This is a genomic window from Staphylococcus sp. HMSC06C11 (genome assembly GCF_001808345.1).
GTDB lineage: Bacteria > Bacillota > Bacilli > Staphylococcales > Staphylococcaceae > Staphylococcus > Staphylococcus capitis.
Map to the genome: position 1 here is coordinate 27,544 of NZ_KV793038.1, position 19,269 is coordinate 46,812.

The following is a 19,269-nucleotide window of genomic DNA, read 5'->3' on the forward strand; positions in this document are numbered from 1 at the left end:
ACACATTAAATGGCAAAGTATTTAAAGTTAAAGACATGGTTCCAGGCATCAATGCTCCACCAATGCATCCATGGTGTAGAAGTACTACAGTACCGCATTTGGGAAACTGGCGGGATAAATTCTTTAATGAACGTAAAGATAAGTATCAGATTAAAGATTACCTTAGCGAGTCAGGTGCACTTAGTAACAAAAATGATAAACACGGTGTTAAAAGAAGAAAGCACGCACAAACGTATTATAATTCAGTAAAAAATCGTGATAAACTGGCAGAGATAAAAACTATTGCAAACAATGTGAATATGAATGAAAAAGCGATTAAAAGAGTTTATGAACACCTATTTGAGAACAAGTATCTACTAGACAATGGCATTAAACAATTTGACCCTGATTTTTATATGGCTCAAAGTTGGTAAAGATTGAGAAAAGGGAAAAATATTAAATCTATGGATGTAATAATGCTAAAGCACGAAGCACTTGAACACTTTTTAATGAATAAGTATAATTTAAGTTATAAAGAAGCACATATACTATCTGAAAAAAATACAATTACAGCGCATTAATTAAATAGAGGTGAGATTATTTGCTAATTTTAAAACTTCAAGAAAAAAATAACCAGACTGTTATATATAAATATTATCCTAATGATAATGAAAATATTAAGCCAGGTGTTATTCATGTGAATATAGACAGTCTTCAAATTATCAATGCTGAAAAATCTGAGATAGAAGATAAAGAAAAAGATAATTATTTTATACATGCTATCGAAAGAATAGAATTGAATACCAGTAAAAAAATGTTTCCCAAATCTGAACTTGTAGCTTGGGGATAGAGCACCTAACAAAGATATAGATTAAGGTGCTATTTTTATAAACTTTTTTAACCTTTTACGGAAGGTTATTTTTTATGTCCAAAACGTGCTGATGACGTTATAAAAGCAAGTATGGAATACGCAGTCGACAGACTATAAACGGAGGTATATCTCATGGAGAACAATCAAAGTAATATTATTGAAGAAACGAAGCATAATGAGAAATTAGAAACAACTCATGAATAATCACAGCAAAAGGAGAAAACATTCTCCCAAGAAGAAGTATCTCAAATGATTAAAGACCGTCTAGCTAGAGAAAAAAGAAAATCTGATGAATGTATTAGAAATGCAATTAAAGAAGCTAAGAAACTGGCAAAAATGAAACCAGTTCAATGCTCAATGAGTCCGGTGTTCAAATTTTAATAAATTAACCATAATAAAAAGATCTCGTCGCATTCTCACAATAATCAATCATTAACCTTTTATTTCCAAAGTAAATTAAGAATAGACGAAATCTCTTCAAATTTAAATAGCAGTATATTAAATTAACTTCAACAACTGTTCTACATTTTCTTCAGTAGTTGCCCAACTAGTCGCAAATCTTACAACACGGTGATTATCATCATATTTTTCCCACACTGCGAATTTAACTTTCTTCTCTAATTCTTTTATTTTATCGTTACTGAGTACAAAGAATTGTTGGTTCGTGGGTGAGTCAAAATAGACTTGATATCCATTTTCTAAAAATCCGTTTTTGACTTTCTTAGCCATATCAATCGCATGTTTACTAATTTTAAAATATAAATCATCTGTAAATAACTCTAAGAATTGGATACCAGTTAATCGACCTTTAGCTAGTAAAGCGCCATGGTGTTTAATAATGGTTGTAAAGTTTTTTGGCTCATTATTCTTAGTGAATACAATTGCCTCACCACATAGTGCACCTATTTTAGTACCACCAATATAAAAGATGTCACAATATTTAGCTACATCTTCAATAGTGACGTCGGTATTTTCACTCATCAACCCGTAACCGAGTCTAGCACCATCCATAAATAATGGTATCTCATGTTGACGACAAACTTTGGCTAAACTATTTAATTCCTCTTTTGTATATAGTGTGCCATATTCTGTAGGATGAGAAATATAAACCATCCCAGGAAATACCATATGTTCTTTTTTGAAGTCACTATAAAAAGTTTCTAAGTAAGCTTCAACACCTTTAGCGGATATTTTTCCTTCTTCTGATGGGATGGCTAAAACTTTATGGCCACTAAATTCAATCGCGCCACCTTCATGAACCGCCACATGTCCCGTATCTGCTGATATAACACCTTCGTAACTTTTCAACATAGAATTGATAACTACTTGGTTTGTTTGAGTTCCGCCAACTAAAAATCTTACAGTTGCCTCAGGACACTTGATAGTTTCTCTAATTTTATCAGCTGCTTGTGATGAGAAGTCATCAAAGCCGTATCCAGCAGCTTGAACCATGTTTGTATCAATAAGTCGTTTGAGTACTTTCTCATGTGCACCTTCTAAGTAATCATTTTCAAATGAAATCATTAACTTTCCCTCCTAAGTTAAATCCAATCTTCAATATTATTCAATACATCTTGATGATTCACTTTTATTAGAAAAATAAATTCTCATTTTTAGGGGTAGTAAACAAGAAATGATTAACTAATAAAAATATCAAAAGATAGATAATTCTGAATATTCAATCGAATGTTGTTATTATACATCATGATAACTAAAATTAAAATATATTCCGAACAACCTATTTAAATAAGTGGCAATTAAACAAATTGTTTCTGTAATAATTGAATTTTTATATGAAAAGTTCTATCATTTAATCAACATAAAGAAAGGGGAATGTACCTTATGCAACAAATTAAATTCAAAACATTTACAGAAGATTCTATTGAAAGTTTGGAAAAAAGCGTTAATGATTTTCTTAAGTCAGATGAAGGTAGTGCATATAGCTTATTAAATATCACTATTAAACAAATTGAGGAGCGAAAGTTTCCAAATATAGAAGAAGATTATAACGCAATAGTAACTTTAGTTACTAAAGAATAATATAAGAGAAATATCCACTTGATATGATTCAGGTGGAAATACATATAGGAGTTAACATTCATGAATTTAGGATATTTTGGTACTATTTTAGCGATTTTATTAGTCCTAGGATTTATCATTAATTTGATACTTGCTTTTATTATCATTTTCTTGGAAAAGGACCGACGAAGTGCAAGTTCCACATGGGCATGGCTATTTGTACTTTTCTTATTACCAATAGTAGGTTTCATTCTTTACTTATTCCTAGGTCGAACTGTTTCTAAGAAAAAGCTAGAGAAAAATAATGGGAAAGAGTTGGATGCTTTCCAAGATTTAGTTAAAGCACAAGCAAATAGCTTTGAAAAATTAAATTTTAATTCTCCAAACGACCAAGTTACAAAACATCATGATTTAATCCGAATGTTATTGATGAAACAAGATGCTTTTTTAACAGAGAATAATAAAATTGAATTATTTACGGACGGTCATCAACTATTTGATAAAGTTATAGAGGATATCTATAACGCTAAAGATTATATTCATCTGGAGTATTATACATTTGAACTTGATGGCCTTGGAAATCGTATTATCGATGCATTAGAAACTAAACTTAAAGAAGGCTTAGAAGTCAAATTATTATATGATGATGTAGGTTCGAAAAAAGTGAATATGGCTAAATTTAAAAAATTTAAGTCTCTAGGTGGAGAGGTTGAAGCCTTTTTTGCCTCTAAATTACCTATCATCAACTTTAGAATGAATAACCGAAATCACAGAAAAATTATTATCATAGATGGTCAAGTTGGCTATGTCGGTGGTTTTAATATAGGTGATGACTATTTAGGTCTAGGTAAATTAGGTTATTGGAGAGATACACACCTACGTGTTCAAGGTGATAGTATTGACGCACTGCAACTAAGATTTATTCTAGATTGGAACTCACAAGCACATCGACCACAGTTCGAATATGACCAAAAATATTTCCCTAAAAAGACTGGGGAAAAAGGAGATAAAGCATTACAAATTGCATCGAGTGGACCAGCTTTCGATCTTCACCAAATTGAATATGGTTATACAAAAATGATAATGAGTGCAAGAAAATCAATTTATCTTCAAAGCCCTTACTTTATACCAGATCAATCTTATATTAACGCGCTGAAAATGGCTGCAAATAGTGGGGTAGACGTCAATTTGATGATTCCATGTAAACCTGATCATCCATTTGTATATTGGGCTACATTTTCAAATGCAGCTGATTTGTTAGATAGTGGTGTAAAAATTTATACTTATCAGAATGGATTTATACATTCTAAAATATTGATGATCGATGATGAAGTTTCATCTGTAGGTAGTGCGAACATGGACTTTAGAAGTTTCGAGTTAAACTTTGAAATTAATGCCTTTGTGTACGACAAAGAAATTGCACAACAATTGCGTCATGCTTTCGAAGAAGACGTGAAGAAATCAAAACTTCTTACCAAAGAAAAATATGAGCAACGTCCACTTTCAATTAAGTTTAGAGAAGATTTAGCTAAGTTAATTTCACCAATTTTATAAACTAATAATTAAGTAGAATCCTCGTTCGAAAGAGCGAGGATTTTTAGTTGCTAATAACTTTATTATGTAAACTAAAAAATAAATGACAAATGTCACGTACTAATAATGACAAAATGAACTAAATTATGTACCTAGTAATTGATAAATTGTATATATCCTAAAGAAAAGGCGTGATTATCATGATAAAGATTAACAATTTATCTAAGTCATTCAAGAAGACTAGGGTACTCAATGATATTAATTTAGAAATTAAGGAACATTCTTGTACAGCTTTAATTGGTAAAAATGGTGCAGGAAAGTCAACGCTTATAGATATATTAATTGGTAATATGCAAGGTGATAAGGGGGAGATTATCGATAAGTCTAGAATGATCAATCATCATAAAATGGCAATCTTATTTCAAAAAACTAATTTTCCTAAATTTTTCAAAGTAAAAGAATTATTTAAACTTCATCAGTCTTTTTACGCAAATTCGATATCAACATCACGTTTTTTAGATATTACTCAATTTAGTGAAACCCAAATGAATCAGATGGCAAATCAGTTATCTGGAGGACAAAAACGTATTCTTGATTTTGCATTAACACTCGTTGGTCAACCTGAATTTTTAATACTAGACGAGCCTACAACTGCTATGGATATTGAAACAAGAGAACATTTCTGGAGAATGATTGAGGATCTCAAATCAAAGAATGTCACGATTCTTTATACATCTCATTACATTGAGGAGGTTGAGCGAATGGCTGATCATGTAGTTTTACTAGATGAAGGTCGAATTCAATTAAGTGATTCTCCTGAACAGATTAAAAATCAACAGACTTATTCCACAGTAGTTTTACCACCAATTTGTAAAGATATGGTTGAAGAGTTAGAGAATGAGTTTGAAATTGCAAAGTATAAAAATAATTATGAAGTGAGAACGAATCACGTTGATACAGTTATACAAAAGTTAATTGATCGTCACATTGATTTAAACCAAATTGAAATTCATAAAACTTCATTATTAGATATTATGTTTTCGAATAATAGTGATCAAGAAGGAGTGACTTTATAATGGTAGCCACATTTTTTAAAACTGAATTTAAAGTGATGTTTAGAAAGAAGCTATATTTATTCATGTCTATATTTCTACCATTAGCATTCTATCTTTTATTTACTTCGTTGTTGGATTTACCTGAAGAAGCTAAAGAACCGTTTTATAAGGAGTATATGTACAGTATGACTGTATTTAGTTTATTAAATTTTTGTATGTTGTCATTTCCTCTAGACATGATTGAGGAGAGAAACAATGGTTGGTATAAACATTTGATGTCTACTCCTTTAAAGCCATCACAATATTATTTAGTAAAAGTCTTAAAAACCATGTGCCAATTTTTAGGTGCGATTATAGTTATTTTCACAGTGGCACACTTTTATAAAGATGTAAGTATGAATTTATCAGATTGGTTACTATCTGGAGTTACTTTATGGGTGGGAGCAAGTTTATTCTTAACTTTAGGACTGATTATTGCACAATTTAGTGATAGTCAAAAGGCGAGTAGTGTAGCAAATTTACTTAATATGGCTATGGCTATAGTAGGTGGTTTATGGTTTCCGATTAATACTTTTCCAGATTGGTTAAAGACCATTTCTAAAAAAATGCCTACCTATCACTTAAAGCAAATGTCGTTAGATTTAGGTAAAGATAAAGGTATCAATTATGAGTCACTTGGCTTTTTACTTGTGTATAGTATAATTTTCCTAAGTATTGCTTTACTGATTAATAAAAAGAAAGATGTGTCTTAAATGAGATCAAAGCGTGGTTTTGGAGTAAGAATGGGTGAAATTTCTTCACTTATATATTTAATATTTCCGATATTTGGATTATTTTATAGTGAACATCAATATAATATTTTGGTGTATAGTATTATTTTATCTATCTTTACTATCTCGTATCTAATCCTTGTCCTCTTTCACACTAAGATAAATAAAAATCACTTATATATCTTTTTGCTTATCCATTATCTCTGCATCATGTATTTTGTTTATGCTTATGAACCATTATTGAGTATGTTCTTTTTTTATAGTGCATTTGCTTTACCCTTCATTTTCGATGTGGGAGTGAAATCAAAAGAATTTATAAGTTTTATTACTACAATGATTATATGTGCCTTTTTAACCTATATTACGCATCATGAATATGTGTATACGATGATAATTTACTACATCGTCATCTTGATGATTGCGTTTGGTAATTTTCAAGTGCGTAAAGATCGTAGGGTGCGTAAAGAACTCGAAGAGAAGAATAAATATATTAACGTACTTATAGCAGAACAAGAACGAAATCGTATTGGTCAAGATCTTCATGATACTTTGGGTCATGTGTTTGCAAGTTTAACGTTAAAATCTGAACTTGCCACTAAACTCCTTGATACCGACAAAGAGGCGGCTAGAAATGAAATGCGAGCAATTAATGAGTTATCTAGAGAGACACTTAATAAAGTACGCACTATTATAGATGACTTGAAAGTCCAATCATTTGAAGAGGAAGTTTTATCAGTAGAATCTATTCTTCATGATGCAAATTTGAATTTTATTTTCAAAAATAAAAGTGCTGCGAGGTCATTAAACCCGGCCAAGCAATCCATACTATCGATGATATTAAGAGAAGCGATTAATAATGTAATTAAACATGCACATGCCACAGAAGTTGTAGGGAAAATTAAAGAAAAGCAACACGAAATCACATTGATTGTGAGTGATAACGGGGTAGGTATCGATGACGATGACGCGAGTTCACTTAAAAGTATTAGAGAACGTACCGCATATTTAAATGGAGAAGTTAAAGTTCAATCAAATGAAGGCACTACAATAATAGTCAGAATTCCTAGGAGTGAATTAATGTGATATCACTAATAATAGCTGAAGATCAATTAATGTTAAGACAAGCCATGGTACAACTTATTGAAATGCATGAGGATATGAAAGTTTTAAATGATGTCGAGAATGGTGAAGAAGCACTTCAATTAATTGAAAATAAAGAACCCGATGTAGCCATCTTAGATATAGAGATTCCTAGTATGACTGGGTTAGAAATTTTAGCTCAAATTCGAGCTAAAGGGATAAATACTCGTGTAATTATAGTGACAACATTTAAGCGACCTGGTTATTTTGAGAAAGCTGTAGCTAACGATGTAGATGCCTATGTGTTGAAAGAACGTTCTGTAGAAGATTTAGTCAATACTATTTATAAAGTTATGAATGGTGAAAAAGAATATAGTACCTCATTGATGACTACTTTATTTAGTGAGTCAAATCCATTAACGCATAAGGAACAAGTTGTATTAAAAGAAATAGGCAACGGTTTAAGTAGTAAAGAAATTGCTGAAAAATTGTACTTGTCTAATGGTACTGTTAGGAATTATACAAGTACGATTATTGATAAAATGTGCTCTGAAAATCGCTTTGATGCATGGAAAAAAGCAATTGCTAAAGGATGGATATAAACTTTGATAGAATATATTACTTTTTAATTATTAATTTCGGGCGGTCAGTTTTATCTACATAATTAGATAATAGTGATAAAATTTCTACAACTTTGTGTGTGGGTGTTTCAATACTCAAGGTGTGTTGAAATATTTTTCCTTTAGCTGTTTTTACTTTATACGTCACAGAGTTTGTGTCGATGATACAATCTAAAATTTCCATCGTTTCGTACCTCCAATCATAAGTGTTGTAAATATGTTAGTCTTAATAAATTGTTAATAAATTTAGACTTTATCTACTTACAACTTTAATGTCGGAGATACATTTATAAAAATTATTCTTCTATAAAATAAAGCTGAATAGTTTAGTTGTAAAAATAGATATTATATTATTTCTGTAACTATACCACTTTAGATAATTATTACTCCTAATTTGTGAAATATTTTAAATTTGATTTTAGCTAAATATATTTTTGCAAAAGCCTTATTAATATAAAAAACCATACGCTATGCGTATGGTTCGTAAAAATTCTATTATCATTAATTGTATTTTTTAATTTATAACGACTTCTCTTCCTAAGGATAGTCTAACTTAAGAGAAGCCATTTGAACTTTCCCTTTGAAGTTTAAAGTTTCCTTAGACCATTTTACCTTCACTTTTTCCTTTTATTTAGTGTTGATTGAATAATGTATACAATGAAACCAACTAAAATGCCTAATAATATGGCTACTACAACACTTACTATAATAGGTAATTTAAATACTATTTGTAATACTACGCCTATGATTATTGCTACAATAATTGCGATTAAAGATATTTTACTTTCATTAGATGAATCCATCTATTTCACTCCTAACATTACATATTATAGCATGAGCTTACATTTTGAAAAAATAACTATTAGAAGAAGCTTTTGATTCATCAGTTTAAATTTCATGTTGACTACAAAGTGAATTTTATTTAACATAAATCAGAATATAACGTGAAGTAAGGTGACATCTATGAAATCAAAAAAAGGATTATCGCTAATTGTTGTTGCATTAATCGCAATAATAGTAATACTATTTCAATTTATTAACCATGATGGGCCATTCGGTGCTCATCAATCAACGGAAGAAAATCAAAGCGCAGATTTGAAAGGGAAGGACAAAGTCTACGTTGAGCGTGTAGTGGATGGAGATACTTTTCTTGCTAAGAAAGATGGTGAGCGCATTAAAGTTAGAATGATTGGTATGGACACGCCTGAAACGGTTAAACCTAATACTCCTGTTCAACCCTATGGTAAAGAAGCGTCAAATTATAGTAAGAAAGAGTTAACACATAAATATGTTTATTTAGAGTATGATAAAGAAAAAAATGATAGATATGGTCGAACTTTAGCTTACGTTTGGCTAAGTAAAAATAGGATGTTTAATAGAGAGCTAGTTGAGAAGGGGTTAGCTAGAGAGAAATACTATTCTCCAAATGGTAAGTACAGACAAATTCTTAAAAAAGCACAAGAAGAGGCGAAACAAAATAAAGTGAACTTATGGAGTTAATATATTTAAAGGCCAAGAGGATTTATTAGCAATCTTCTTGGCCTTTTTAATCTATGAAATGTTATTTAAAACTCTCAGATATATCTTGGACTTGTTCATCATTGAGAGGGTGCTTAGAAAGTTGTATAGCATCTTCTATGACCTTTTCAAGAGAAGATTGAGTAGATACTGTATCCACATATTTATCACTTTCATCTGAACCTTCAATAATATTTACGCTACCATCACTGAAATAAACAACGCCGATACTTTGTATCTTAAATCGATAATCTGATTCAATTTGATCTTTAAGTGCTTTAGCATTGTTTGCAGCTTGTTGGTATGGATCTTGATCATAAAACTCGTATATCACACGATTATCTTGTAAGATTTCTGTAAATGTATAGACACCTGTACGTGTCGTATTGAATTGGCTATGATATCTACTACTTACATAATGACCTACTATTTGATCAGTATCATAGGGTTGATTCTTTTCTTCAAAATGTTTATCTGGAACGTCGAAATGGTAGAAAGTTTTTTGATTCCAATTTTTTACGTCGACATTGATGAGTCCTACATCAGTGACAATAATAAAATCAAATGATCTTGCATATTCAAATAATGGGTGTTTCACAGCTAAATTATTTGTAGAAACAATTGAATATGTTTTTAATCGACCGTTGTTTTTAAAGCGATCCAAAATCTTTTGTAACTCACGCTTAGCATTTTTAAAAGCATGGTGTCCTACATCGTTATTAGAACTTAACATTTGATTCTTTAAAGCTAAATTTTCTTCGCTTAAAGTTGAATTTTTAGCAATTAATTGATTTCTAGCGTATTCTTCAGTCTCAACTCTATCTTTCATATATCTTTGATTTAAGACAATAGCTATAATCAAAATAATAATAATTACAGATAAAATGACCGTTACAGACATAAATATTCACCCAAATCTTAAGATTTTAAATTCTAATTTCAAAACAAATTATATACGTCTTAAAATTTGAGTTCAATCATTATGAGTACAAATAATGATTAAACTTTCTTGCGCTATATTTAATGTTTACAAAATTTTAAGAAATCGAAATCTTTACTCAATATCTAAAAGAACGTAATATAACTCTTTTTGTTTTTATGTATATATGAAAAGGCTATACTTTATAAATATATTAATTTTAATTTACTAAATGTTCACAATTCTGCGTTTGATAATTGTATATTTCGAATGTATAATTAAATTTATGAAAGCGCTTGCTTAAGGAGGTGTACGAATGAAACTTGAAGCACAAAAACCAGTCGACCAAATAGTTAAGATATTAATGGATACATCTACTCATATTTTTAAATTTCATGGTGAAGTTGCGATGCAGTTGTTTTTGAATGATGAGTTTAAGTTACCTAATAAAGTGGATATTTGCGTTGAACGCAAAAAATTAATTGAAATCGTCAAAGTTATACCTAAGGATTTCACTATAGAATATTATGGTAAGGCAAATGGGGTTTCGAAGAATAAAAAACTTTCATTATCTGAAGTTGCCCATGTAGAAGTATTCAAAGATGGAAATATGGTTCTCAATATTTTCGTTTATGATGTAGTAAATGATCAGTGGATATTCAGATTAGATAATAAAATCCGTTTACCAAAAAATAATATTTATTTTCACTCATTAAACTGGAATGTAGATTATATAAAACCTGAAATAGTTTTAATGTATGATTTAATGGATAATCAAAATTATCATCAATTTTCAAATTATAAGGCTGTGATTGATTCACTAAGTTATTATCAATTTTATATTTTAAAATTAGTAGTAGGGAAAAAACGTATTGAAGAAGCGGTAATAAATAATAGAAAAATATCATAAAAAGATTTCTACGACATACACTTAATATAGACTAAAGTAGTATATGTATTGTAGAAATCTTTTTATCTTTTATGAACATAAATTTTTTAAACAAATACCGTGGTAACAAAATTCATAAGTTGATAGGACAGCTTTTTCTGCATCTTCAACTCGTATACCGAACATCATTGATATTTCAGAAGCCCCTTGGTTAATCATTTTTAAGTTAATATTAGATTCTGAAAGTGCATGAGTGATTTTACTTGCTGTACCAACTACTTGATTCATTCCTTCTCCAACAATCATTAAAATTGCTAGGTCGTGGTCAACGCTAAGTTCATCTACTTCACACCGTTTTCTGATTTCATTTAAAACTTGACTTTCTTTACCTTTGATTTGATTCGTACGCATAATAATACTGATATTATCAATACCAGATGGCATATGATCAAATGAGATATTAAACTCCTCTAATACGGCTAGAATCTTTCGTGTAAATCCTACCTGTCTATTCATCAAATATTTCTTAATATTGATAACTGTAAAGCCTTTGTCGCAACTTATACCACTAATTACATTGTCCGAATTTACTTCTCTATCATGTCGAATATAAGTACCTTTATCATTTGGGCGATTCGTATTTTTTATTACAACAGGTATCCGATCCTTATATAAAGGTTGTAGCGCTTCATCATGAAAAACTCCAAACCCTGCATATGAAAGTTCTCGCATTTCTCTATAAGTAATCTCTTCAATTAACTCCGGCTTATCTATAATTGTTGGATTTGCTTTGAAAATACCTGACACATCAGTGAAGTTTTCATAAAGAGATGCTCTTACACCTCTAGCAATTATAGCACCGGTAATATCTGAACCGCCTCGGGGGAAGGTTACAATATAATTTTGTTTAGAAATTCCAAAGAAACCAGGGATAATAAGCTTTTCTTTATAATTACGTAATTTATAAATCTTTTCATATGAAGAATCTATAATTTGAGCTTGTTGTGGCAAATCCATCACAGTGAGTCCAGCTTCTTTAGGAGAAACATACCGTGTAGGGATACCTTGACTATTATTGTAGCTTGCAATCAATTGCGCATTGAAATCTTCTCCACATGATAATAAAGCGTCGTATAAACGTGAAGGTTTATCATAAAGTTGGTTAATGTAAAGTTCTAACGTTTCATCAATGGTAGTTAATATTTCATCATCCATATCTAACTCTTTTACAATGTCAGCATAGCGCTGAATAATTTCTTTTTTCTTATTTTGATAATCTAAACCATTGAGTACTTTTTCATATAAACGAATGAGTAAATCAGTTGTTTTGGTATCATTATTACTCCTTTTACCTGGGGCAGAAACAATAATTATCTTGCGCTCAGGGTCTCCATTTACAATATCTAATACCTTTTTAATTTGTTTAGCATTGGAGACAGAACTACCTCCGAATTTAGCAACTTTCATGAGTTATCAACCTTTCTAAAAAATCAGAAAATTCTATTCAGTTTTCTGATTAAGCATGGTACTATAGATTTATATTTTCAATATTAAGAACTTTACAAAAATTAAGAATAATTTTATACTAAACCATTATTTAGTATTTTTCAACTGTACAATTGTTTTTCTCAAAAGCACAATAGGAGGTATGATACATGAAAGAATTAAATATTGCATTACTTGGTCTAGGAACTGTTGGATCAGGTGTTGTCAAAATTATTGAGGAGAATAGGCAACAAATTAAAGATACCATCAATAAAGATATTGTCATTAAGCATATTTTAGTACGTGATAAATCAAAAAAGCGTCCATTAAATATTAGCCAATATCATTTAACTGAAGATATTGATGAGATATTAGGGGATGAATCAATTGATATTGTTGTTGAGGTAATGGGAGGTATAGAACCTACAGTCGATTGGTTAAGAACTGCACTTAAAAATAAAAAACATGTGATAACTGCTAACAAAGATTTATTAGCAGTTCATTTAAAATTATTGGAAGATTTAGCAGAGAGTAATGGCGTAGCCTTAAAATTTGAAGCAAGTGTTGCGGGCGGTATTCCAATTGTTAATGCGATTAATAATGGTTTAAACGCTAATAATATTTCAAAATTTATGGGTATTTTGAACGGAACTTCTAATTTTATTCTTACAAAAATGACCCGAGAACAGACAAGTTTCGAGGATGCTCTTGATGAAGCTCAAAGATTAGGATTCGCCGAAGCGGATCCTACAGATGATGTGGAAGGTGTCGATGCTGCGCGTAAAGTTGTCATTACATCTTATCTATCATTTAACCAAGTAATTAAACTTAATGATGTGAAGTTAACGGGTATTAGTGGAACAACATTATCAGATATAAATGCTGCTGATCAATTAGGCTTTAAAATAAAACTAATTGGTAAAGGTACATATGAAAATGGCCATGTTCACGCTTCAGTTGAGCCAACGCTTATTCATAAGTCACATCAACTTGCAGCTGTTGAGAATGAATATAACGCTATTTATGTTATAGGTGATGCTGTAGGAGACACAATGTTTTATGGTAAAGGCGCTGGTAGTTTAGCCACGGGAAGCGCTGTTGTAAGTGATTTACTCAATGTAGCATTATTCTTTGAATCGAACCTTCACACGTTGCCACCTCATTTTGAATTAAAAACTGATGAAACGAGAGAGATGATGGATGGGGAAGAACCTGTTGTAATCCAAGAAAAGTTAAATTACTACATTGTTTTACAAAATAATCATTTAACAGTTGATAAGATTGAAAATGATATCAAAGCACTGTTGCCATTCCATAAGTCACTTCAAATTGCTGAAAGAGATGAGAATACAGTAGCAGTGATAATTATAGGATTGGATCAATCTCCAGAGTATGTTCTTAATAAATCAGGATACGAAGTCGAAAAGATTTATCCTGTAGAAGGAGTTTAATAAATATGAAAAGATGGCAAGGATTAGTACAAGAATTTAAAGAGTATTTACCAGTTAATGAAGAAACACCACAAATTACTCTAAACGAGGGTAGTACACCACTTATTTATTGTGAAAAGTTATCTGAAAAACTTGATATAGAATTGTATGTGAAATATGAAGGTGCCAACCCTACAGGATCATTTAAAGATCGTGGCATGGTTATGGCGGTCACTAAAGCTAAAGAACAGGGTAAAAAGATAGTGATATGTGCATCTACAGGAAATACATCAGCTTCAGCAGCGGCTTATGCAGCGCGAGCAGGTTTAAAAGCAATAGTAGTTATACCTGAAGGTAAGATTGCACTCGGAAAATTATCACAAGCTGTAATGTATGGTGCAGAAATTGTCTCAATTGAAGGCAACTTTGATGAAGCACTAGAGATTGTTAAAGAAATTGCTAAAGAGAACAGCGATATTGAATTAGTGAACTCAGTGAATCCTTTTAGAATTGAAGGACAGAAAACTGGGGCATTCGAAATCGTTGAACAATTAGAACAAGCTCCAGACGTATTGGCAATTCCTGTTGGTAATGCCGGAAATATTACTGCTTATTGGAAAGGTTTTAAAGAATATAATGAGAAAAAAGGTAGTCAATTACCTCAATTGTTTGGTTTCCAAGCAGCAGGTGCAGCGCCAATTGTTCAAAATAAAGTCATAAAAAATCCAGAAACAGTTGCTACAGCCATCCGTATCGGTAACCCAGCAAGTTGGCAGAAAGCAGTTAAAGCATTAGAGGAATCTAACGGATTAATAGATAGCGTAACAGATGATGAAATACTTGAAGCTTATCAATTAATGACTACAAATGAAGGTGTGTTTAGTGAACCAGCAAGTAACGCATCAATCGCAGGTTTAATTAAACTTCATAGAGCAGGTAAACTTCCAAAAGGTAAAAAAGTAGTGGCAGTTTTAACTGGTAATGGCTTAAAAGATCCAGATACAGCAATCTCCTTATTGGACAACCCAATTCAACCTTTACCTAATGACAAGGACAGTATCATAAAATACATTAAAGGGGCAATTTGATATGGAAGAAGTTTTAAAACTTAAGATTCCAGCTTCAACTGCTAATTTAGGCGTAGGTTTTGATTCTATAGGAATGGCATTAGATAAATATTTATACATGTCTATTAAAGAAATTAAAGGACATGCTTGGGAATTCTTATATTATAGTCCTGAATTAGAAACGTTACCCAAAGATGAAAGTAATTATATATATAAAGTTGCACAAGAGGTTGCAGAAAAATATAAAGTAACATTACCATGTTTACAAATTGAAATGAGAAGTGATATCCCACTAGCTAGAGGATTAGGTTCCTCTGCTTCAGCGCTAGTGGGCGCTTTATATATTGCAAACTATTTTGGTAATATTCAATTATCACAATATGAGTTATTGCAATTAGCTACTGAAATTGAAGGTCACCCTGATAATGTTGCTCCAACTATATATGGGGGATTAATTTCTGGCTATTATAACCCAGAGACAAAAGTTACAGATGTCGCACGTATAGATGTTCCTAAGGTTGATATTATTCTAACGATTCCACCGTATGAATTACGTACAGAGGACTCTAGAAATGTTTTGCCTGAAACCTTTTCACATAAAAAAGCAGTACAAAATAGTGCGATTAGTAATACTATGATATGTGCCTTAATTCAACATAAATACGGCTTAGCTGGTAAAATGATGGAACAAGATGGGTTTCATGAACCGTTTAGACAACATCTTATTCCAGAGTTTGAGGAAGTACGCCAATTATCGCGAGAACACCAAGCATACGCAACTGTCATCAGTGGTGCAGGTCCTACAATTTTAACTTTGTGTCCTAGAGAACGTAGTGGCGAATTAGTAAGAGCATTAAGAGATCGAATCACTCATTGTACCTCTGAGCTTGCTACAATTAATGAGAAGGGCGTTATAGAAGAAGTTGTGTACCTAAAGTCCTAAACTATTGTAAAATATAGATAAGAATGATTTTTTGATTAAGTCACGGAAGGAGTTCTTTTACTATATGAGTAAATTTAAAATGATAGTTTTGGATATGGATGATACTTTAATGAACAGTGACAATGAAGTGTCAGCCGAAACTAAATCCTATTTGATAGATATTCAAGATAAAGGATATAGCGTAGTTCTAGCATCTGGTAGACCTACGGAAGGGATGATACCCGTAGCTAGAGAATTACAGTTAAATCACAATGAGAGTTTTATAATTAGCTACAACGGTGGCAAAACAATTAAAATGTCCAATGAAGAAGTTGAAGTAAGTAAACCAGTTTCTAAAGACAATTTTGATTTAATTGTAGATTATTGTAGAGAAAGAGGATTTCTAGTTTTAACGTATGATAACGGTTATATCATTCATGATAGTGATCACGAATATATGAATATTGAATCTGAATTGACTGGTTTACCAATGAAAAGAGTCGAAGATATTAAATCATATATTAATCATGATGTACCTAAAGTTATGGGTGTAGATTATGTAGGTAATATTACTGAAGCACGTGTAGATCTTAATGGTTTCTTCAATGAGGACATAGATGTAACGACAAGTAAACCATTTTTCTTAGAATTTATGGCTAAAGATGTCTCTAAAGGAAATGCAATCAAAGCATTATGTAAGAAAGAAAATATTAATTTAGAAGAAGTAGTAGTGTTTGGAGATAGTTTAAACGATCAATCTATGTTTGACGTAGCTGGTTATTCAGTTGCGATGGGTAATGCTAGTGAAGAACTTAAAGAAAGCGCTGATGTAGTTACCTTAGATAACAATTCAGAGGGGATTCCTCATATGTTGAAGAAATTAATCTAACTTAAAATAAAATTACTAAAAATACAGGTTTTAACATATTTAAATGGACTGGGAAGAAGAGTTATTCATACCAGTCCATTTTTGCGTTATTCCATTTTGACAATAGCTTGAGTGTTTATTTTATTTAGCAGTATGTGTCCAATCATGTTTCCCTTTATATCTTTTTATGTGTGCATAGACTTGGTCAGCAGCATAATCAAGATTAGTATATACAGTAATAGTAAAAGCTGATTGATTGTCTTCGAAGGGTTCTTCTAAAAATACATCTTTGAGATGTGTAAATAAATCATTCATTTGATCATGTTTTAAACTAGGGTATTCCCTTAGCGTGTGCTTTAATAAGTTGCCATTTTTTTCTTCAAGGGCTTGAACCACAATGACAAAACGTTCATCTTGTTTTATAACATCATCGAATAAGTTAGTTTGTCCAACCATGTTATCCACCTCTAAACCTTTTTATTACTTATATTATACATGATTACTTTTCAACATAAAATATTCAAAGCTGTCGTAAAAGAAGTTTATTTTTAAAAAAAGAATAAAGTAAATTAATGAAAGTAATAAAATAAAAAGACGACAATTCTTATTAGGAATCATCGTCTTTGTAATTAATTTTTATAATTATGTGGAGTTAAATCCATTTCTTCTAATTTAACAAAATGAGTGCGTTTAATTAATTTATGCACGAAATAAATAATTGAAAGGATAATGATAGGTGCAAAGTTTCTTAAAACGCTTAATAAATCTCCAGTAATAATACTACTGTAAGAATTACCTAATAATAAAAACAATAACGTAATAATTACAATTATTGGACCTACTGGATAAAATGGTGCTTTATAAGGGAGTAATTCATCAGGATTTTTACCTTGTCTTTTAATTGCCCTACGCAATCTAATCTGAGACCATATACTAGATCCCCATACTACAATAACCATTGAACCAATGATGTTTAATAGATTAAACACAGCATTTGCATTGAAATTTGCATATATTATAACAAGTGTAATAAGGATGTAAGTTGTAACTAAAGCACGCATAGGTAATTTAGTTTGTTTGTTTAATTTGCCGAAAAATTTAGGAGCCTGACCATCGGCACTTAGAGAAAATAGCATTCTACTCGTTGTATAAATACCTGAATTTGCTGCTGATAACAATGAAGTCAAAATAACTGCATTAATAACTGATGCAGCAAATGCGATTCCAATTCTATCGAATACAATAGTAAATGGACTTTGTGAGACCGATTTATGCTCATTTAATAATAATGGATCAGTATAAGGTATAATTGCAGCTATAACTGCGATAGATAACACATAGAATAATAAAATTCTCCAGAATACTTGTTTTATAGCTTTTGGCATTGATTTTTGAGGATTATTTGATTCACCTGCAGTAACAGCGACGACTTCAGTACCGCCTACAGAGAAACCAGCTACAAGTAATACGCTTAATAATCCTGATATACCCCCAACAAATGGTGCTTGACCTTTAGTATAATTATCAAAGCCGTAAGAATGACCACCTAATATACCAAATATCATTAATATGCCAACAATGATGAAAACAATGATTGTTATTACCTTGATGAGTGATAACCAAAATTCAGTTTCTCCAAAAGCTTTTACTGAAAATATATTAATCAAGAAAATAAAAGTTAAAAATATTAAACTCCATGCTAGGGGACTAAGTACTTTAAATATATCCCAAAATTGGAGGACATTCGATGCCACAATAATGTCTACACTTGTTACAAGTGACCACATTCCCCAATATAACCATCCCATCGTGAAACCTAGAGATGGATCTACAAAGCGAGTTGAATAAGAACTGAATGATCCTGATACTGGGTAAAAAGTTGCTAGTTCTCCAATAGATGACATTAAAAAGTAAAGCATAATTCCTATTAGAATATAAGCTAATATAGCGCCACCGGGACCTGCTTGCGAAATCACACTAGCAGTTGCAACGAATAAACCTGTTCCGATAGCGCCACCAATTGCAATCATGGATATGTGTCTCGATTTGAGTCCACGTTTCATATTGTTATCTTCCATAAGGTGTCTCCCATCTATTTAAATATATCCACCATTTTAATCTTTTTAGGTATAGTATTCAATAACTTTTTAGCACTTTAAATCGGAAATATTTAAAAATTTTCTGAAATTTAAATTTAATTAGGAATTGGGTTTAATTACTACTTAAAACGGGTTTATTTAAAAT

Annotated in this window: 20 protein-coding genes and 3 pseudogenes; 16 read left to right on the forward strand and 7 right to left on the reverse strand. The window is 31.1% G+C overall.

What is annotated here, in order from left to right; all coding sequences use genetic code 11:
• From HMPREF3154_RS11785 to HMPREF3154_RS03670, 4 genes and pseudogenes are all read left to right on the forward strand, one after another.
• Positions 1 to 147, forward strand: a pseudogene (locus HMPREF3154_RS11785) (minor capsid protein); the annotation flags it as partial.
• Between the two features lie 433 nt (positions 148 to 580).
• The gene (locus HMPREF3154_RS03665) at positions 581 to 829 is read left to right on the forward strand and encodes a hypothetical protein (protein WP_023350352.1); all 249 of its coding nucleotides are present in this window, start codon (positions 581 to 583) and stop codon (positions 827 to 829) included.
• Positions 830 to 898: 69 nt separating this feature from the next.
• Positions 899 to 995 (forward strand): annotated as a pseudogene (locus HMPREF3154_RS11615) (hypothetical protein); the annotation flags it as partial.
• A pseudogene (locus HMPREF3154_RS03670) lies at positions 983 to 1,162 on the forward strand (hypothetical protein); the annotation flags it as partial. The pseudogenes HMPREF3154_RS11615 and HMPREF3154_RS03670, both read left to right, overlap by 13 nt.
• 186 nt (positions 1,163 to 1,348) lie before the next feature.
• On the opposite strand, the gene HMPREF3154_RS03675 reads toward HMPREF3154_RS03670, so the two are convergent.
• A complete protein-coding gene (locus HMPREF3154_RS03675) occupies positions 1,349 to 2,374 on the reverse strand; it encodes a threonine aldolase family protein (protein ID WP_023350350.1) in 1,026 nt (341 codons plus the stop codon).
• Positions 2,375 to 2,692: 318 nt separating this feature from the next.
• On the opposite strand from HMPREF3154_RS03675, the gene HMPREF3154_RS03680 reads away from it, so the two are divergent.
• From HMPREF3154_RS03680 to HMPREF3154_RS03705, 6 genes are all read left to right on the forward strand, one after another.
• Positions 2,693 to 2,890 carry a hypothetical protein gene (locus tag HMPREF3154_RS03680; protein WP_023350349.1) on the forward strand — a complete coding sequence of 66 codons (198 nt, stop codon included), beginning with the start codon at positions 2,693 to 2,695 and terminating at the stop codon, positions 2,888 to 2,890.
• Positions 2,891 to 2,950: 60 nt separating this feature from the next.
• Positions 2,951 to 4,423 (forward strand): cardiolipin synthase, encoded by a 1,473-nt coding sequence (gene cls / locus HMPREF3154_RS03685; RefSeq protein ID WP_023350348.1) that lies wholly within the window; start codon positions 2,951 to 2,953, stop codon positions 4,421 to 4,423.
• A gap of 179 nt (positions 4,424 to 4,602) precedes the next feature.
• Positions 4,603 to 5,478, forward strand: a complete 876-nt coding sequence (locus HMPREF3154_RS03690) for an ABC transporter ATP-binding protein (RefSeq protein WP_023350347.1) — start codon at positions 4,603 to 4,605, stop codon at positions 5,476 to 5,478.
• The gene (locus HMPREF3154_RS03695; protein ID WP_070474367.1) at positions 5,478 to 6,209 is read left to right on the forward strand and encodes an ABC transporter permease; all 732 of its coding nucleotides are present in this window, start codon (positions 5,478 to 5,480) and stop codon (positions 6,207 to 6,209) included. Before HMPREF3154_RS03690 ends, HMPREF3154_RS03695 begins: the two co-directional genes overlap by 1 nt.
• Entirely contained in the window at positions 6,210 to 7,310 is a 1,101-nt protein-coding gene (locus HMPREF3154_RS03700) for a sensor histidine kinase (RefSeq protein ID WP_023350346.1), read from the forward strand. It begins immediately after the preceding gene.
• The gene (locus HMPREF3154_RS03705) at positions 7,307 to 7,909 is read left to right on the forward strand and encodes a response regulator transcription factor (RefSeq protein ID WP_023350345.1); all 603 of its coding nucleotides are present in this window, start codon (positions 7,307 to 7,309) and stop codon (positions 7,907 to 7,909) included. Before HMPREF3154_RS03700 ends, HMPREF3154_RS03705 begins: the two co-directional genes overlap by 4 nt.
• 16 nt (positions 7,910 to 7,925) lie before the next feature.
• On the opposite strand, the gene HMPREF3154_RS03710 is transcribed toward HMPREF3154_RS03705, so the two are convergent.
• The gene (locus tag HMPREF3154_RS03710) at positions 7,926 to 8,111 is read right to left on the reverse strand and encodes a hypothetical protein (protein ID WP_023350344.1); all 186 of its coding nucleotides are present in this window, start codon (positions 8,109 to 8,111) and stop codon (positions 7,926 to 7,928) included.
• A gap of 430 nt (positions 8,112 to 8,541) precedes the next feature.
• Positions 8,542 to 8,730 (reverse strand): hypothetical protein, encoded by a 189-nt coding sequence (locus tag HMPREF3154_RS03715; protein WP_023350343.1) that lies wholly within the window; start codon positions 8,728 to 8,730, stop codon positions 8,542 to 8,544.
• Between the two features lie 160 nt (positions 8,731 to 8,890).
• On the opposite strand from HMPREF3154_RS03715, the gene HMPREF3154_RS03720 reads away from it, so the two are divergent.
• Positions 8,891 to 9,427, forward strand: coding sequence for a thermonuclease NucI (locus HMPREF3154_RS03720; protein ID WP_002433760.1), 537 nt, complete (start codon positions 8,891 to 8,893; stop codon positions 9,425 to 9,427).
• 61 nt (positions 9,428 to 9,488) lie between these two features.
• Here HMPREF3154_RS03720 and HMPREF3154_RS03725 read toward each other — a convergent pair whose 3' ends face one another.
• Complete coding sequence (locus tag HMPREF3154_RS03725; RefSeq protein WP_023350341.1) at positions 9,489 to 10,346, reverse strand: NERD domain-containing protein; 858 nt, start codon at positions 10,344 to 10,346, stop codon at positions 9,489 to 9,491.
• A 334-nt stretch (positions 10,347 to 10,680) separates the two neighbouring features.
• Here HMPREF3154_RS03725 and HMPREF3154_RS03730 point away from each other — a divergent pair, with 334 nt between their 5' ends.
• Positions 10,681 to 11,274 carry a hypothetical protein gene (locus tag HMPREF3154_RS03730; RefSeq protein WP_002433636.1) on the forward strand — a complete coding sequence of 198 codons (594 nt, stop codon included), beginning with the start codon at positions 10,681 to 10,683 and terminating at the stop codon, positions 11,272 to 11,274.
• 69 nt (positions 11,275 to 11,343) lie between these two features.
• On the opposite strand, the gene HMPREF3154_RS03735 is transcribed toward HMPREF3154_RS03730, so the two are convergent.
• Entirely contained in the window at positions 11,344 to 12,720 is a 1,377-nt protein-coding gene (locus HMPREF3154_RS03735; RefSeq protein WP_070474370.1) for an aspartate kinase, read from the reverse strand.
• Between the two features lie 188 nt (positions 12,721 to 12,908).
• Here HMPREF3154_RS03735 and HMPREF3154_RS03740 point away from each other — a divergent pair, with 188 nt between their 5' ends.
• From HMPREF3154_RS03740 to HMPREF3154_RS03755, 4 genes are all read left to right on the forward strand, one after another.
• On the forward strand, positions 12,909 to 14,189 hold the full coding sequence (locus tag HMPREF3154_RS03740) for a homoserine dehydrogenase (protein ID WP_049307158.1): 1,281 nt from the start codon (positions 12,909 to 12,911) through the stop codon (positions 14,187 to 14,189).
• A gap of 5 nt (positions 14,190 to 14,194) precedes the next feature.
• The gene (gene thrC / locus HMPREF3154_RS03745; protein ID WP_023350338.1) at positions 14,195 to 15,256 is read left to right on the forward strand and encodes a threonine synthase; all 1,062 of its coding nucleotides are present in this window, start codon (positions 14,195 to 14,197) and stop codon (positions 15,254 to 15,256) included.
• Between the two features lies 1 nt (position 15,257).
• Positions 15,258 to 16,178: a homoserine kinase gene (gene thrB / locus HMPREF3154_RS03750; protein ID WP_049307157.1), complete on the forward strand. Its 921-nt coding sequence runs from the start codon at positions 15,258 to 15,260 to the stop codon at positions 16,176 to 16,178.
• Between the two features lie 64 nt (positions 16,179 to 16,242).
• Positions 16,243 to 17,046 carry a Cof-type HAD-IIB family hydrolase gene (locus HMPREF3154_RS03755; RefSeq protein WP_023350336.1) on the forward strand — a complete coding sequence of 268 codons (804 nt, stop codon included), beginning with the start codon at positions 16,243 to 16,245 and terminating at the stop codon, positions 17,044 to 17,046.
• Between the two features lie 120 nt (positions 17,047 to 17,166).
• Here the strand turns inward: HMPREF3154_RS03755 and HMPREF3154_RS03760 are convergent, their stop codons facing one another.
• Together HMPREF3154_RS03760 and HMPREF3154_RS03765 are read right to left on the reverse strand one after the other, a co-directional pair.
• Positions 17,167 to 17,481, reverse strand: coding sequence for a hypothetical protein (locus HMPREF3154_RS03760; protein ID WP_002433981.1), 315 nt, complete (start codon positions 17,479 to 17,481; stop codon positions 17,167 to 17,169).
• A 173-nt stretch (positions 17,482 to 17,654) separates the two neighbouring features.
• Positions 17,655 to 19,103, reverse strand: coding sequence for an amino acid permease (locus HMPREF3154_RS03765; protein WP_023350335.1), 1,449 nt, complete (start codon positions 19,101 to 19,103; stop codon positions 17,655 to 17,657).
• Positions 19,104 to 19,269 lie beyond the last annotated feature (166 nt).

What these genes read in the sequence shown, in the direction of transcription:
- HMPREF3154_RS03765 (WP_023350335.1), bottom strand. Translation starts at nt 19,103, where the DNA reads ATGGAAGATAACAATATGAAACGTGGACTCAAATCGAGACACATATCC.
- cls (WP_023350348.1), top strand. Translation starts at nt 2,951, where the DNA reads ATGAATTTAGGATATTTTGGTACTATTTTAGCGATTTTATTAGTCCTA.
- HMPREF3154_RS03675 (WP_023350350.1), bottom strand. Translation starts at nt 2,374, where the DNA reads ATGATTTCATTTGAAAATGATTACTTAGAAGGTGCACATGAGAAAGTA.
- HMPREF3154_RS03710 (WP_023350344.1), bottom strand. Translation starts at nt 8,111, where the DNA reads ATGGAAATTTTAGATTGTATCATCGACACAAACTCTGTGACGTATAAA.
- thrC (WP_023350338.1), top strand. Translation starts at nt 14,195, where the DNA reads ATGAAAAGATGGCAAGGATTAGTACAAGAATTTAAAGAGTATTTACCA.
- HMPREF3154_RS03690 (WP_023350347.1), top strand. Translation starts at nt 4,603, where the DNA reads ATGATAAAGATTAACAATTTATCTAAGTCATTCAAGAAGACTAGGGTA.
- HMPREF3154_RS03725 (WP_023350341.1), bottom strand. Translation starts at nt 10,346, where the DNA reads ATGTCTGTAACGGTCATTTTATCTGTAATTATTATTATTTTGATTATA.
- HMPREF3154_RS03755 (WP_023350336.1), top strand. Translation starts at nt 16,243, where the DNA reads ATGAGTAAATTTAAAATGATAGTTTTGGATATGGATGATACTTTAATG.
- HMPREF3154_RS03715 (WP_023350343.1), bottom strand. Translation starts at nt 8,730, where the DNA reads ATGGATTCATCTAATGAAAGTAAAATATCTTTAATCGCAATTATTGTA.
- HMPREF3154_RS03730 (WP_002433636.1), top strand. Translation starts at nt 10,681, where the DNA reads ATGAAACTTGAAGCACAAAAACCAGTCGACCAAATAGTTAAGATATTA.
- HMPREF3154_RS03700 (WP_023350346.1), top strand. Translation starts at nt 6,210, where the DNA reads ATGAGATCAAAGCGTGGTTTTGGAGTAAGAATGGGTGAAATTTCTTCA.
- HMPREF3154_RS03720 (WP_002433760.1), top strand. Translation starts at nt 8,891, where the DNA reads ATGAAATCAAAAAAAGGATTATCGCTAATTGTTGTTGCATTAATCGCA.
- HMPREF3154_RS03740 (WP_049307158.1), top strand. Translation starts at nt 12,909, where the DNA reads ATGAAAGAATTAAATATTGCATTACTTGGTCTAGGAACTGTTGGATCA.
- thrB (WP_049307157.1), top strand. Translation starts at nt 15,258, where the DNA reads ATGGAAGAAGTTTTAAAACTTAAGATTCCAGCTTCAACTGCTAATTTA.
- HMPREF3154_RS03735 (WP_070474370.1), bottom strand. Translation starts at nt 12,720, where the DNA reads ATGAAAGTTGCTAAATTCGGAGGTAGTTCTGTCTCCAATGCTAAACAA.
- HMPREF3154_RS03760 (WP_002433981.1), bottom strand. Translation starts at nt 17,481, where the DNA reads ATGGTTGGACAAACTAACTTATTCGATGATGTTATAAAACAAGATGAA.
- HMPREF3154_RS03680 (WP_023350349.1), top strand. Translation starts at nt 2,693, where the DNA reads ATGCAACAAATTAAATTCAAAACATTTACAGAAGATTCTATTGAAAGT.
- HMPREF3154_RS03695 (WP_070474367.1), top strand. Translation starts at nt 5,478, where the DNA reads ATGGTAGCCACATTTTTTAAAACTGAATTTAAAGTGATGTTTAGAAAG.